At 57.4% G+C, this 14378-nt stretch carries 16 protein-coding genes; 5 read left to right on the forward strand and 11 right to left on the reverse strand.

Annotated features, from left to right (window positions below; all coding sequences use genetic code 11):
- Positions 1-9 precede the first annotated feature (9 nt).
- The 4 genes from nagZ to Q0802_RS01480 form a co-directional block, all read right to left on the reverse strand.
- Positions 10-1008, reverse strand: coding sequence for a beta-N-acetylhexosaminidase (gene nagZ, locus Q0802_RS01465; protein ID WP_298912519.1), 999 nt, complete (start codon positions 1006-1008; stop codon positions 10-12).
- Positions 1005-2006 (reverse strand): SPOR domain-containing protein, encoded by a 1002-nt coding sequence (locus Q0802_RS01470; RefSeq protein WP_298912522.1) that lies wholly within the window; start codon positions 2004-2006, stop codon positions 1005-1007. Before Q0802_RS01470 ends, nagZ begins: the two co-directional genes overlap by 4 nt.
- A gap of 78 nt (positions 2007-2084) precedes the next feature.
- On the reverse strand, positions 2085-3830 hold the full coding sequence (gene argS, locus Q0802_RS01475) for an arginine--tRNA ligase (RefSeq protein WP_298912525.1): 1746 nt from the start codon (positions 3828-3830) through the stop codon (positions 2085-2087).
- Positions 3831-3962: 132 nt separating this feature from the next.
- Positions 3963-5105, reverse strand: coding sequence for a deoxyguanosinetriphosphate triphosphohydrolase (locus Q0802_RS01480; RefSeq protein WP_298912528.1), 1143 nt, complete (start codon positions 5103-5105; stop codon positions 3963-3965).
- Positions 5106-5188: 83 nt separating this feature from the next.
- Here Q0802_RS01480 and Q0802_RS01485 point away from each other — a divergent pair, with 83 nt between their 5' ends.
- The gene (locus tag Q0802_RS01485) at positions 5189-5512 is read left to right on the forward strand and encodes an iron-sulfur cluster assembly accessory protein (RefSeq protein WP_298912532.1); all 324 of its coding nucleotides are present in this window, start codon (positions 5189-5191) and stop codon (positions 5510-5512) included.
- Positions 5513-5543: 31 nt separating this feature from the next.
- On the opposite strand, the gene Q0802_RS01490 is transcribed toward Q0802_RS01485, so the two are convergent.
- Entirely contained in the window at positions 5544-6593 is a 1050-nt protein-coding gene (locus Q0802_RS01490) for a hypothetical protein (protein ID WP_298912535.1), read from the reverse strand.
- A gap of 93 nt (positions 6594-6686) precedes the next feature.
- The gene (locus Q0802_RS01495; protein WP_298912539.1) at positions 6687-6968 is read right to left on the reverse strand and encodes a DUF6749 domain-containing protein; all 282 of its coding nucleotides are present in this window, start codon (positions 6966-6968) and stop codon (positions 6687-6689) included.
- 355 nt (positions 6969-7323) lie between these two features.
- Between Q0802_RS01495 and xth the strand changes: the two genes are divergently transcribed.
- The 3 genes from xth (at position 7324) to Q0802_RS01510 (ending at position 9497) form a co-directional block, all read left to right on the forward strand.
- Positions 7324-8106 (forward strand): exodeoxyribonuclease III, encoded by a 783-nt coding sequence (gene xth, locus Q0802_RS01500; protein WP_298912542.1) that lies wholly within the window; start codon positions 7324-7326, stop codon positions 8104-8106.
- Between the two features lie 89 nt (positions 8107-8195).
- On the forward strand, positions 8196-9089 hold the full coding sequence (locus Q0802_RS01505; RefSeq protein ID WP_298912545.1) for a hypothetical protein: 894 nt from the start codon (positions 8196-8198) through the stop codon (positions 9087-9089).
- Between the two features lie 6 nt (positions 9090-9095).
- Positions 9096-9497: a hypothetical protein gene (locus Q0802_RS01510; RefSeq protein ID WP_298912547.1), complete on the forward strand. Its 402-nt coding sequence runs from the start codon at positions 9096-9098 to the stop codon at positions 9495-9497.
- A gap of 18 nt (positions 9498-9515) precedes the next feature.
- On the opposite strand, the gene Q0802_RS01515 is transcribed toward Q0802_RS01510, so the two are convergent.
- The 5 genes from Q0802_RS01515 to Q0802_RS01535 all read right to left on the reverse strand — a co-directional run bounded on the left by Q0802_RS01515 (position 9516) and on the right by Q0802_RS01535 (position 13049).
- On the reverse strand, positions 9516-10100 hold the full coding sequence (locus Q0802_RS01515) for an HNH endonuclease (RefSeq protein ID WP_298912549.1): 585 nt from the start codon (positions 10098-10100) through the stop codon (positions 9516-9518).
- 256 nt (positions 10101-10356) lie between these two features.
- Positions 10357-10845, reverse strand: a complete 489-nt coding sequence (locus Q0802_RS01520) for a DUF995 domain-containing protein (RefSeq protein ID WP_298912551.1) — start codon at positions 10843-10845, stop codon at positions 10357-10359.
- 196 nt (positions 10846-11041) lie between these two features.
- Positions 11042-11707 carry an alpha/beta fold hydrolase gene (locus tag Q0802_RS01525; protein WP_298912554.1) on the reverse strand — a complete coding sequence of 222 codons (666 nt, stop codon included), beginning with the start codon at positions 11705-11707 and terminating at the stop codon, positions 11042-11044.
- On the reverse strand, positions 11704-12336 hold the full coding sequence (locus Q0802_RS01530; protein WP_298912557.1) for a DNA-3-methyladenine glycosylase 2 family protein: 633 nt from the start codon (positions 12334-12336) through the stop codon (positions 11704-11706). The genes Q0802_RS01525 and Q0802_RS01530 overlap by 4 nt, the downstream gene beginning before the upstream one ends.
- Positions 12333-13049 carry a precorrin-6A/cobalt-precorrin-6A reductase gene (locus tag Q0802_RS01535; RefSeq protein WP_298912560.1) on the reverse strand — a complete coding sequence of 239 codons (717 nt, stop codon included), beginning with the start codon at positions 13047-13049 and terminating at the stop codon, positions 12333-12335. The genes Q0802_RS01530 and Q0802_RS01535 overlap by 4 nt, the downstream gene beginning before the upstream one ends.
- 102 nt (positions 13050-13151) lie before the next feature.
- Here Q0802_RS01535 and Q0802_RS01540 point away from each other — a divergent pair, with 102 nt between their 5' ends.
- On the forward strand, positions 13152-14375 hold the full coding sequence (locus Q0802_RS01540; protein WP_298912563.1) for an MFS transporter: 1224 nt from the start codon (positions 13152-13154) through the stop codon (positions 14373-14375).
- Positions 14376-14378 lie beyond the last annotated feature (3 nt).

The raw sequence follows: 14378 nt of genomic DNA on the forward strand, positions 1-14378 counted from the left end.
TCTTACGTTTTACGCTCCGCTCAACAGCGTCTCAAGCTGCGCGCGTAAGGCATCAATGTCAACATCATCTGCCGGTTTACGCGCCGCCAGCGCGCGTTCCGCCCGTTGCTGCGCGGCATCCGTCATCTGACCAGCAGCATCTGCGACGGCAGCGCGGTCCGACAGGGACGCATTACAGAAAAGAACCACATCACACCCGGCCGCGATAGCCGATCTGGTGATGTCCGGATACGCGCCTTTCAGGGCCTTCATGCTGATGTCATCGGTCATGATCAGATTGTCAAAACCAATGTCCTGCCGAATGACCTGCATAATCTTTGGCGAAAGCGTCGCCGGTTGGCGATCCAGAGTCTCGAAAACCAGATGCGCTGTCATGCCCATTGGCACATCCTTCAACGCAGCAAAGGGTGCAAAATCGGACGTCTCTAACGTTGCAATCTCCGCATCGACATGGGGCAGGTCGTGATGGCTGTCCAACGTGGTGCGCCCATGGCCAGGCATATGCTTGATCACAGGCAAGACACCCCCCGCAAGCAGGCCGTCGGCAACGGCCCGGCCCAACTTCGCAACAACAGCCGGATCAGACCCATAGCATCGGTTGCGCAAAAATTCGTGCGTTTGCGGCCCCGCGAGATCGACCATGGGTGCGCAATTGCTGTCGATCCCCAAGTCCAGAAGTTCCGAAGCGATCAGGCGGTAGCGCAGGTACATGGCCTGCGCCGCATGCGCGCCCGCTGCCTGAACGAAATCAAGCGGAGGTGTCCATTCTGTCCAGATCGGTCCGCGCAACCGCTGAACCCGACCGCCTTCCTGATCGATGGTGATTGGCGCATCCCGGCCAACGGCCTCGCGCATTTCCGCGCAAAGCCTGCGCACTTGTTCCGGCGCGTCGATATTCCGGGCGAAAAGAATGAATCCAAACGGATTGGATGCCCGAAAGAAAGCCTTTTCATCTTTGGATAGGCTGAGGCCCTCGGCGTCCAGAATGGTGGCGCCGAACCGGGTCATTTGCTGGCGACGGGAATGCAGTCAACGCCTTCGGCCTTGAAGGCTGAGCAAAAGCGCCTTGCATCACTCAGATCAACGAACCCCATGGCGCGTAATCGGTAGAAGGTCCGCCCGCCGGACTGCGCTTTTTGCACGACACGAGATTTGTCTTGCAGGTAATCCCCAAAACGGTTTTCCAGACGCTGCCATTCGCTGCGGGCCACGTCGGCGCTGTCAAAAGCCCCAAGCTGCGCAAGACGGGTGCCTGTGGGTATCTGCGCCGCGTCAACTTCGGAGGACGGCGTCTGCGCTACGAAAGCAGCCGTTTGCAAGGTCGGGCCATTGGCCGGGCGCAACTTGGGGCGCATCACCAACTGGCCGGTCGGTTTTTCGTCGGTTTCCGGCACCACGTCCTCTACTGGCACCGTTGTTTCGGAGGCAATAGCACTCTCGTCCTCATTTGCTGCGGAAGCTTGAGGCAAATCAGCGGTTAGCTCCGCCACAACCGCATCTATGGCACCATCTTGCAGATTCTCGGCAAGTGAATTCTCTCTTTGCGGTGCCGTCGGTCTGGCCGTTTCAAAAAAATCCGAGGCAGGGGCAAGAGGTTGCGGTTGCTCGACCGGAGCGACTTTGGCAAGCACAACTGGCTGGTCTTCCTGCGCCAGATCAGCGGCCCGTGGTGCCAGGACGACCTGGTCAACCGGCCCGGCTGCGGACCCTTCGGCAGCCACGGCGTTAACAGCGAGACCCTGATGGCGCGCAACCTGCCCGCCAGGATCTTCGGGTCGTACGCGCATTTCGCCGGCTGCGGCGCGCACAACGGGAATGCCGCTGACATCGCGCACCATCAGTTTGTAGCCCCAGACGCCAATGCCCGCGATCAGCGCCAGAGACACCACGGCGCCGGCCACATTTGTCATCATTGCCAGGGAACTGGGGGCGAGATCATCGCCTTCCTGGGCCTCGGATTCACGTCCGTAGGCCCCCATACCATGGGAGAATTCAATATCCGCCATCATCGCCTCACTGCCGCCAGGATACGTGCCCCGGTGGTCTCATTCATGCTTGCCTGCTCTGGCGAAGGGCGCGATTTGTTACCGCATCTCCTGCGCCGGTGTGACCCCAAGAATACCAAGACCGGCTGCAATTACAACGCTCGTGGCACGCGCAAGGGCGATTTTTGCCTGGCTTGTGGCAACGTTGCCCTCCTGCACCGCGCGCAGGCTGTCGTCAGATCGACCGAGATGGTAAAGGCTGTGGAATTCCGATGCCACTTCATAGAGATAAAATGCCACGCGGTGCGGCTCATTGCTGCGCGCTGCCGTCTCGACAAGCCGCGGCCATTCGGCCAGCTTCGCCGCCATCGAAAGCTCGGCTGCATGTGCCAGTTGCCCCAGATCCGCAGCACCCAGCGTCGCGTCGTCCACAGCAATGCCCGCCTCTGTGGCCTTCGTCAGGATCGACGCGATCCGGGCGTGCGCATATTGCACATAAAACACCGGGTTTTCACGCGATTGCTCCATGACCTTATCGAAATCGAAATCGAGCGTCGCGTCGTTCTTGCGGGTCAGCATGACAAAACGCGTCACATCCGGACCCACCTGATCCACAACATCACGCAGCGTGACAAATGTTCCTGCCCGTTTGGACATTTTGAACGGCTCACCGTTTTTATAGAGCTTCACCAACTGCGTCAGCTTGATATCCAGCGGCACCTGACCGCCGGACAGCGCCGACACCGCCGCCTTCATCCGTTTGACGTAGCCGCCATGATCAGCCCCAAAAACGTCGATCAGCGCGTCGAAACCCCGGCTCACCTTATCATAGTGATAAGCGATATCCGGCGCAAAGTAGGTCCAGGAGCCGTCGGATTTCTTTACCGGGCGGTCCACGTCATCACCGTGCTCGGTCGAGGCGAAAAGTGTCTGTTCGCGGGGCTCCCAATCTTCCGGTTTTTTGCCCTTTGGCGGCTCCAGCACGCCTTCATAGATCAGACCCTTGCCGCGCAGATCATCGATCGCCGCTTCGATCCGGCCCGTCCCATAAAGCGATTTTTCCGAATAGAAGACGTCCATCTCGACGCCAAGCGCCTTGAGGTCGGCTCGGATCAGGCCCATCATCGCCTCAGTCGCGAACTCCCGCACGTCTTCCAGCCAGAACTGTTCGCCTTTGTCGAGATAGGCCTCCCCCACCTTGTCTTTCAGCGCTTCGCCCACGGCGATCAGGTAGTCGCCGGGGTACGTGCCGTCGGGAAAGGCCACTTCCTGCCCATGCGCTTCCAGATACCGCAGATAAACCGACCGCGCGAGCACATCGACCTGCGCACCACCGTCATTAATGTAGTATTCGCGCGTTACATCGAACCCGGCAAAATCCAGCAGGGACGCCAGCGCATCCCCAAAGACGGCCCCCCGCGTATGGCCCACATGCAGCGGACCTGTTGGGTTTGCAGAGACGTATTCAACGTTGACCTTCTTGCCATGCCCCAGACTTGCCCGGCCAAAATCCGTACCTGCCGCCAAAATGCCCGACACAACACCCTGCCAGATATCGGGCGCAAGCCGCAGGTTCAAAAATCCCGGGCCTGCGACCTCCGCTTTGCTGATCCGATCGTCCTTGATCAGATGTGCGGCAAGGTTTCCGGCAATATCGCGCGGTTTCTGACCCGACGGTTTTGCAAGGACCATGGCAGCATTGGTTGCCATATCGCCATGCGCGGCATCGCGCGGCGGCTCCACCGTCACATTGTCCATGGTCAGGCCCTCGGGCAATTGCCCGGCGGCCACCATGTCCTGCAAGCAGTCGACTACAAGCGCGCGGATATCGGCGAATAGGTTCATCTTCTTGGTCCTAACAGAAACTTCGGGCGGTTTATCACGCCCCGGGGCCGGGTCAACCGCACATGCCTGCAGATAGTCCGCCCGAAATCGAAAAGACACGCCGCCGTGCCCCTAGAGGCTAAAACCCGCCGTTTATCCCTCAGCGATCAAACGTTCATGTTCTTGCAGGGCAAACCTGTCGGTCATCCCGGAGATATAATCAGACACGATACGCGCCAGCGCCGTTTCCCCGCGCGCCTCCTCCACATCCTTGCGCCATTGTTTTGGCAATTGATCCGGGTGGGACATGAAGTAGGGGAACAGCTCTTCGACAACCTGCGTGACCTGTGCCCGCATTTCCACAACACTGGGCGCGCGGTACATACGGTCGAAAAGAAAAGACCGGATGACTTTCAGATCGGTAAAGACATCATCGGAAAAACGGATAATGGTGCGCCCTGCACCGCGAATGTCATCCACCGATTGCGGGGCCAGCTCCATGAGCCTCTCCTGCGCAAAATTGATCACGTCCTCGACCAGAACGCCAAAGAAGCGCCGCAACGCCTCATGGCGGCGGCGGTAGTAGTTCAGTCCCGGATAAAGCCTGTCGACCTCTTTGAAACATGCGTTGAGGATCGGCAAAGCAGCCAGTTCGTCGGTTGAAAAAAGCTCGGCGCGCAGCCCATCATGAAGATCGTGATGATTGTAGGCCACATCATCGGCAATCGCCGCCACCTGTGCTTCGGCACTGGCGAACGTTCCCAACTCAAGATCATGTCGATCGTTGTAGACTTGCAGCGCCCAGGGGATTTCACCGATGACCGGCCCATTGTGCTTGGCCAATCCTTCGAGCGTTTCCCAGGTCAGGTTCAGCCCATCAAAATCCGCGTAGTGACGCTCCAGATGCGTGACGATCCGTATGGCCTGCGCATTGTGATCAAAACCGCCATAGGGCGCCATGAGCGCAGAGAGCGCATCCTCCCCGGTATGGCCAAAAGGCGTATGACCCAGATCATGGGCAAGAGCCACGGCTTCTGTCAGCTCGGCATTGAGCCCCAGCGCACCCGCAATTGTCCGCGCCACCTGCGCCACTTCGATAGAGTGGGTCAGCCGTGTACGGTAATAATCGCCTTCATGTTCTATGAAGACCTGAGTTTTGTGCTTGAGCCTTCGGAAGGCGCTGGCATGAATAATCCGGTCCCGGTCACGCTGAAAACATGACCGAAACGTGCTTTCCTCCTCCCGCACGCGCCGTCCCCTGGCGCGGGCCGGATCAGAGGCATAAAGAGCCGTCATTGCTCGCTTGTCCTTGTGGCCTGATCTGCGAGTTTCTATATTGCACCTACAGCATTAATGAAACCGCTTGACGGAGCCCGCACATGCAACTGCCCCCTAAGGTTACGCCCCGCGCTTTTGATCGGCTGGCCGAAATAGGCGCCGCGACTGACGGCAAGGCCCTGCGCGTGGCCGTTGAGGGGGGCGGCTGTTCGGGTTTTCAGTATGAAATTGCTCTGGATGAACCTCGCGAAGACGACCTGATTCTCGAAGGGTCAGGTCAAAAAGTTGTCGTTGACGCCGTGTCCCTGCCCTTTCTGGGTGGTGCAACAATTGATTTCACCGAAGAATTGATCGGTGCGCGATTTGTGATCGACAATCCGAATGCGTCAAGTTCTTGCGGTTGTGGAACCTCTTTCTCGATGTAGCCGCGATGCCCATGCGCGCGTTTGGCCAAGACTAGACCTCTGCTCGCGAGAAATCCTCGAAGAATGCGCTGAACCTTTCCGAGGATTGTTCGGCACCACTCAGAATTTCGACACCCTCAGAACCAACCGCTTCGGCCATGCCGTCGCGCATTTGAGCCCAGTTGCGGCTGCGGGCGGGGCCGAGATGAAACATGTATTCGGACATGGCGCGCAACGGTCCCTTACGGCCCGTATGACGGCGGACATGTAACCCCTGCGCGGAAGGAATACCGGGAAAGGAAGATCGACCGGTAAGTTGCGCCCACCAGCTGGTGACAAGGTACTCATGGTAACAATCCCCGGCACCGTTGCCGTTGGGTGCCAGAACAAAACCACCCATTTCCTGCGCAATCCAGTTTTCCCAGATGTCACTGGGCACCTGCCCTGCGAACCGCATGGCAACGCAAATCTCTGCAAGAAGGTCAATGTCCTGATCGAGAAAGGCCAGAAGGCCTGCATATTCGAGGCTGGCAATCGCCTGCTCCCCCAAATGAGGGTTGGTTACCCCGTAATCTGAGAGGTAGAACACGATGTGGGTAAGTTCATATGTGGCCTTCTTGTTCGGCAGGGCGAAAGTTTCAGACCGATCAACGAATGCGTGCAACCGGTTCCACAAGGCTTCTTCGTCAGCTTTCACCTCACGCCGCGCCATCAGGCGATATGCTTCGGCACGTTGAAGGTCTGATAATTCTGCTTCGACAAGTCCCATTTCCGCGACCCATTGGCATAAGGACGCCCCCTTGTCGCCATCGATTCCAAGGTCCTCAAGATCAAGGCAAATGGACAACAAAAACCTGTAATATTGTGGGAAAAACCGCAATCTCTCTTCGAGCCCCTGATACACCCGCTCATAGGGTGCTAATGCCGCCTCCGACAAAGTGGCTCCGCTGGAGGCCAGTACGTTGAGAACTTCGGCGTTTTCCTTCAGCCAGAAAACGTCATCGGGTGATCGGCGGTTACAAGCAAAATTGTGTAGCAAAAGGGCCTGGCGGTCAGCCAGAGCCGGTCTGCGCGGCAGACCCAAAGAGACGACGTTAGACATGGGGGTTCTTCCTTTGTCCTAAGGATCTGCCGCACAAGGCTGTTGATCGGGCCAAGGTCCATTGCGGACTTGGGCCCAGCCAATCAGGTCGGGTTACATGGAGGTTGTGAACAGCCCCGTTGCATCACCCGAAAACGCATCTTTACCGGCAACCATACTGGTGGTGAATTGACCGGTCTCTGCCCCTGTCAGAGTATCTGCGGATGGGCCCATTGATGTGGTAAAAAGCTCAGTGCCATGACCGCTCATCATATCGGTACCAGAAGGTGCCATACTTGTTGTGAAAAGAGCGGTTCCAGCGCCACTGTGCAGGTCATTTTCAGACCCGAAGATATCTTCAGAAACCATAGCTGCGGCAAGTGCGTTCGTCTTCATATCATATCCCTTTCAAATGAAGTTTTGTTCGCTCTTTCACGCTTGCCCGTTTAAGGAGAGTTTCCAAGAATTATTCGCGTTAACAATGTGTTAACCATTACTTATCCACACGAACATTCCGTGTTAGCGCCAGACATTTTTGGAAAGTTCGACGCAGTAATCTTGGTTAATTTTTTTTTATCCACAGAGGATAACTCTGTGGATATTAACCTTTTAAGCCCGATTTTCGTTAACCATTAACAAGAATCACCTTCGCCCGTTTCAGCTTTTCAGCCGGCGTGGAGGACTGCTTGGCCCTTGCTCTGGCGGCGCGGTTGGGCAATAGCTGAACAGGTCCGTGACAAGGAGCGCCCCCATGAAGATCGCCACATTCAACATCAACGGCATCAAAGCCCGGATTGATGCGCTTCCCGCATGGCTCGATGAAGCCCAGCCAGACGTCGCTATCTTGCAGGAAATCAAGTCCGTGGATGAAGGATTTCCTTCCGAGATATTCGAGGAACGGGGCTTTAATGTCGCCACCCACGGGCAGAAGAGCTTCAATGGCGTCGCCATATTATCCAAGCGCCCGCTGGAGGATGTCACGCGGGGCCTGCCGGGGGATGACAGCGATGAACAGGCCCGCTGGATCGAAGCCACGGTCATGGGAGATACGCATCCTGTTCGTATTTGTGGTCTGTATTTGCCCAATGGCAATCCAGCGCCGGGCCCGAAGTACGATTACAAACTATCTTGGATGGCGCGTCTGCTAGATCATGCGCAATCGATGCTGGCCAGTGAAACGCCGTTCCTGATGGCCGGGGATTACAACATCATCCCGCAAGTGGAGGATGCAGCAAAGCCAGACAGCTGGCGCGAGGACGCATTATTTCGGCTGGAAAGCCGTGCGGCATTTCGAAGATTGCTCAATCTCGGTCTGACAGAAGCCTTCCGGGCGCGCACCGCCGGACCCGGGCACTATAGTTTCTGGGACTATCAAGCCGGCGCGTGGAACCGAAATAACGGCATTCGCATCGATCATTTCCTGCTGTGCCCGCAGGTGGCCGACATGCTGCAGGACTGCCAGATCGACAAAGAAGTGCGCGGCCGTGACAAGCCTTCGGATCACGTTCCCGTCTGGGTAGAGCTTGCCGCCTGACTAACCTCGCACCCCCATAAACCTCAACCGGTGATAGAATTTTCTTGGCATAAGGACGCATCCTGCTAACCTCGCGCCCAAGAGGTTGCATGATACGATCACATACTCCGCCGAACCTGATCCCCGTTCCAGCATCTGCACGATCTGGACAACAGCGACAGAAAACCGCGCCGAATAGCGGCATTGATGCGCTGCAACGGCAGGCGGATGAAAGTCAGATCGTAGGTCACTTGCAGCTGCTCCAACGCAAGGCTGACAGCCACCGCTCCCGCCTTGCAGCCGGTGGTCCCCCGATACAGCGTGAAAAGAATATCGGGTTGGGTTTCACCGATCTGGAGAATGACAAATACGGCGAAGATGCATTCGGCAAGTCAAGCAGTTCAAAGGGCAATCTTGACAAGTTCCGCACCGAAGTTAACGCCGAAGGCCCCGGCGCGTTTGTCAAAGGGCTGGCCAGCCAACGCCAAAGCGGGCAGATACAGGGTATCTTCACAGGCGGCATCAAGAAGGCCATGGAACAATCCCTGACAATCAAACAAAACCTCGCGGGATTTACGCAGGATCAGATCGACCACGCGCGCAATCACCCGCCCATGTTGGACGAAGACGAGACCCGGGCGGCGCAACTCGCCGTTCCGGTTTTCAAGGACATGCCGGGCACATCGGCGGAACTTTGGAGCGCGATGAGTGATGTCGACCCGCCACTGGGGTTCAGCAAGGGTAATGCGGCGATTTCGGTTTGGGAACTGAGCCACATGCTGCACAACGAGACACTTTTCGCCAAGACCGAATTTTATGACTTCAACGCGTCAGACGATGTGCCGAATGCGGTGCCGCTGTCTCCGCAGCAGCTTGAATCGCGCGGCATCGAATTGAGCGAAGAGGACCAGAAAACACTTGCCGAACTCGGGATCGAAGCCCCAACGGGCCGCTCAAACGGCAATTGGTTCACAAATTTGTTCAAATGTTGCTTTGGTGGGTAGACCCAGATGACTACGCGAAACGATCAACAGGTGCAGATTGAGATGATGCGCCAAGAGGCCCAGGTCCTCTTTGTGCAGGTGCTGCAAGACGGGGCCTTCCAACGCTTGGGGGCCAGGGATTTGCGGACTTCAGATGGCGTGCTGGTCAAAGGTCATCTTGAACCAGACACCACCCGCCGTCTCTTCGAGGCTATCCCGGACGATTTTCGCGAAACTGCCGGACACTACAACGATCCCGACGCCACAGGCGACCGTATGGGACTAAGCATCATCCTGCGCCGCAACGGGACTGAAGAGGTGTTTCAAATGGTCTACGGCAGCCAATCGACCGGGCCGACCCAGGAGATCAAGGATTTTGTGATCACCGCGATACAGCTGACAGAACCAGCCTATCAGGCACATCTCTGACAGCATCAGACCGCTGATTCAGGCTTCGAGTTCGGCATCCCAGTAGAGAAAATCCATCCAGCTTTCGTGCAGGTGGTTTGGGGGAAATTTGCGCCCCATATTGCGCAGTTCTTCAGCGCCCGGCTGGCGGGGCGGTTTACGCAGGTTAAGACCCGTGCGGTGAAGCGGTTTTGATCCCTTCTTCAGGTTGCATGGGCTACAGGCCGCCACAACGTTCTGCCAGCTGGTCACCCCGCCCGAGGCGCGGGGCACAACGTGATCAAATGTCAGGTCTCCGCGCGCGCCGCAGTATTGGCACCGGAATTCATCTCGCAGAAATAAATTAAAGCGCGTGAAGGCCACGCGCTTTTGAGGTTTTACATAGTCTTTCAGAACAACGACCGATGGGATCCTGATCTGGGTACTGGGGCTTCGGACAATGTCATCGTATTCCGCCACGATATCCACCCTGTCGAGCCAGGCCGCTTTCACTGCCTCCTGCCAGGGCCAGAGGGATAGCGGATAATAGCTGAGCGGTCTGTAGTCGGCATTCAACACCAGAGCCGGCCTGTGCCTCAAGGCTGCCGGGTTGCGCGTAAAATCCGTCCTGAAATCGCCGTCCATGTCTGGGCTTGCCCTCTACCGATTATCCACAGAGCCTCACGCCAACCGCGCCACCAGCGCACGAGTCCTAAGCTGGACTATATATCGTGGTTTCCACCGCGCAAGCCCTGCAATTCCACAAGATGTCGCGGCTCCTTTTGACGCTCTATTGTAACACAAAAATGTCTCCAATCGGTAAAGTTCAAAAAAGAGGCGCCAGAAGAGGCGCCTCTTTGATCAGCCGGTTATCTCGGACCTGTTTTCGCCTGTATGGCGTCTATTGTCCTACAATGCGACGGTGCGCATCATATGTCGCCTTGATGGCATTGCCGCTCGATAACTTCTCGGGGCTTGGCCGGTACCAGTCTTCCTTTTCGTGGTGGCGCTGCCAAAGCCGACCTTGCTTGTCGACAACATGCCGCCAGCAGTTTTTCCTGACCTCATCGGGCTCGTTCTTTTCTTTCCATTCCCAAACGGCTTCGTAGCAAAGCGTGCCTTTGTTGGTGACATACCATTTGCCGTCAGCGTAGGATTTGCTCTGGTTTTCTTCATTGGTCCAGACCGCCTGAAATTTGCCACCACTGCCCCAATACGAGCCACCTTGCGACCAGTTCCACGTGTTGCCAAGATATTTCGCGATGATTTGCTGCGGGTCTGCGGGTGTCGCCCCGCGTGGTTTTTTCTCGGCCAGCGCTGCGGTGCCGGCAGTCGTGAGCATGGCGCAAGCACCGGCGACCAGAGTGTAACGCATATGTTTCAAAATCATTTTTATCTCCAAAAAAATTTGCGAATAGCGCCGCTATTTGAGCGCGCTGGCAAGCCGGCGTCATGATCCATATGGACTATGCGACAAACTCATCGCCCAGACGCATCCCTGTCGCATGCTGATAGTCAGATTTTGGAGAGCAAGCCCTCGGAGCAATTGCAGTTTGGCAATACTAGTGCCGCAAAGGCGTCCGGTCCTACAGGCTGAGCTTATCGCGCATAAAAGCCAGGGCAACGGAGAGCCCATCCGGCGCGATGCCATGGCCGGTACCCTTCATGACATGAGCGTAGACATCCTGCCACCCTGCCTCCTGCAAGGCTTCGGCGGCTTGTGGCAGCGATTGTGGCGGGACAACATCGTCCTGATCGCCATGGACCAGCAGGACAGGCGGGCGCACGACCACTTCGTCGGTCAGCGTCTCGGGGCTCAGCAAGCGACCGGAAAACGCGACAATCCCCGCAATCTGATCCTCGCGCCGGGGCGCAACATGCAGCGACATCATGGTTCCTTGTGAAAACCCGAATAACACGACCTGCTCGGGCAACACATCTTCATCGACCATCAGCGCATCCAGAAAGGCATTCAGGTCATCCACTGCCTGCATCATGCCGCGCATGGATTCCTCTTCGGAAGACCCATCAATCCAGGGGATCGGAAACCACTGATAGCCCATCGGAGCCCCTGCGCAGGCTTCCGGCGCATCGGGTGCCACAAACAAAGTATCGGGCAAGTGCTCGCCCAAGGGATCAGCCAGCCCCAGAAGATCGGCGCCATTGGCGCCATAACCATGCAGAAAAACCACAACGGAACGCGTCTCACCCGACACTGGCGCGCGGCGCTCTGCATTCAAAACCCTTGTCATCTGATCCCGTCCCGTTGTTTGGCATGTCTGTAGTAGGCAAAGAGCAGGCGCGCCGCAACCGACCGCCAGGGAGACCAGTTTTCCGCCATTTTTCGCAACTCGCGTTCTTTTGGTCTTTCGGGCAGGCCATAGAGAAGCCGCGCGGCTTCCTGAAGGGCCAGATCACCGGGCGCAAAAACATCCGCTCGGCCCAGACTGAACATCGCGTATATCTCTGCTGTCCACACGCCTATGCCTGTGACGGCGGTCAGCGTCTTGATGACCTCGTCGTCCGATGCGGATCGCAAGGCTGCATAGTCGATGTTTGCGGCCGCCAAGGCATGGGCGTAACGCGCTTTTTGTCGACTCAATCCAAGATCACGCAATTCCTGCTCGGTAAGGGCCCGCACCGCATCAGCGGAAACGGCGCCTGCGTCGCGCAATCGGGCCCACAACGCCGCGGCGGAAGCTGTCGAAACCTGCTGGCTGACGATCGCGCTCAACACTTGGGCAAAACCATCCGGTTTGCGGCGCAGGGGCAAGGGTTCGGTCAGACGCAGCGCCTCTGCCAGGCAGGCCTCCCTGCCGGCCAGCCAGGCGGCCCCTTCTGCGACATCCGCATCGGTCTCGATGATCCGGCCTGCATTCACGCGTTTGCTTCCCAGGCCAGTGCTTCGGCGACGGTCTCTACAACCGGCATCGCAGCCGGAGGGGGCTGCCGTTCGATCATCATAACGCGAATGCCCAAGCGCCGCGCCGCCAACAGTTTGGACATGCTCGCAGCACCGCCGACGTTACGACAAATCAGCCGGTTTATTCTCAGCTCGCGGAACAGGGTTTCTTCATTGCGCTGCGAGAACGGCGGCACGCCGAAACTGTATTTTACAAAGGGAAACGGCGGTGGCGCAGATCCTGAATGTGTTTGTCTCAGATACAGCACCTGACCCTGGAAATCCGCGAACTCGGGAAGCGACGCCCAACCGGTATTGCTGAAAACGCGCGCACCCGGAGGCACTGCATCGGAGGCTTTCTTGACGGAACTGCAATTGGTCCAGCGGTCCTGACCGGTCGCGCGCCACGCCGGGCGCAAGACCCGCAGATAACTGAGGCTGAGCTTTGCACAGACGACAGCAGCACGTTGCGAAATATTTGCGTCAAAAGCGTGGCTTGCATCAATAACACAGGCGACCTCATTCGCCGTGAACCAATCTTCCAGCGCGTCGGTGTCGTGAAAAGGTCCGATGCGCGTCGGCACCGGCAAAACATCAAATAACCGCTCCGGTTCCGGCAGGCTGGCAATGACATCCCGGCCTCGGGATACAAGTCTGGTGATCACACCATGTGCTTCTCTTGCACCCGACATCACAAGAACTTTGCCACCCTTTACCATGGGATGATTGTAATTCAGATCACGTCATAGGCAAGAGGGCTTGCCCCTTTCCCGCAACAGGAATACGCAAGGCTCATGCAAGCCTCCGACGTCAGCCGCGCCGTTCGAAATGTAGCCGTTCTGGTCATGGCCCAGGCGTTCCTGGGCAGTCAGTTACCGATGATGTTCGTCGTGGCTGGCCTTGCCGGTCAACAAATGGCCACCAACGTCTGCCTCGCGACGCTGCCGATCTCGATGATTGTGTTCGGGTCCATGACGACGGCACCTTGGCTGTCAGGGCTGATGCAACGGTTTGGCAGGCGCGCGGGATTTGTCGCAGGTGCCGCGGGCGGCATGGTCGGAGCTGGAATCTGCGCCTATGCGCTGACCATTTCCAACTTCTGGATTTTCCTTGCAGGCAGTTACCTGATGGGCATCTATATGTCTTCGCAGGGTTTTTTCCGATTTGCGGCGGCCGATACAGCCTCTGATGCCTTTCGGCCCAAGGCGATTTCCTATGTCATGGCGGGCGGTCTGGCCTCGGCCATCATCGGACCGCAATTGGTGGCGTTTCTGACCGGCACCAGCCCGGATGCAACGGTCATGCGGTTTTTTCCGGTCTATCTGGCCGCGGTCGCCCTCAATCTCATCGGCATGTTCTTTTTCGTGTTTCTGGACATTCCTAAACCAATAAAACGCACCGCAGACGCCCCGCGCGGGCGATCTCTTTCGGAGCTTTTGCGCACCCCGCGCATCGCGGTCGCAGTCATTTGCGCGATGGTATCATATGCATTGATGAATCTGGTGATGACCTCGACACCGCTTGCCGTTGTCGGTTGCGGTTTTGCAGTGGCCGATGCATCAAATGTGGTCACAGGTCACGTGTTGGCCATGTTCGCACCCTCCTTTTTCACCGGCCACCTCATCGTGCGGTTCGGCGTTGAGCGGATCATGGGGCTGGGGTTGTTGATTCTGGGAGGTGCCGGAGCGGTTGCGCTCTCGGGGGTGGAACTCGGTCATTTCTACATTGCCCTGATCTTGCTGGGTCTGGGATGGAATTTCGGTTTCATCGGCGCCACGACCATGCTTGCAGGCGCACATGAGCCGCATGAACGCGGGCGTATGCAGGGTTTGAACGACTTGCTGGTTTTTGGCGGCGTCACCCTGGCTTCCCTCTCCTCGGGCGGGTTGATGAATTGCTCAGGTGGCACACCGCAAGAAGGCTGGGCCGCCGTCAATATCGCGATGATCCCCTTCCTTGTGCTGGCGGGGGGGGCGTTGATCTGGTTGATGATGCGGCCCAAACCTCAACCCGTTTGAGCC

Origin of the sequence: uncultured Roseobacter sp. (assembly GCF_947495275.1) — a bacterium.
GTDB lineage: Bacteria > Pseudomonadota > Alphaproteobacteria > Rhodobacterales > Rhodobacteraceae > Roseobacter.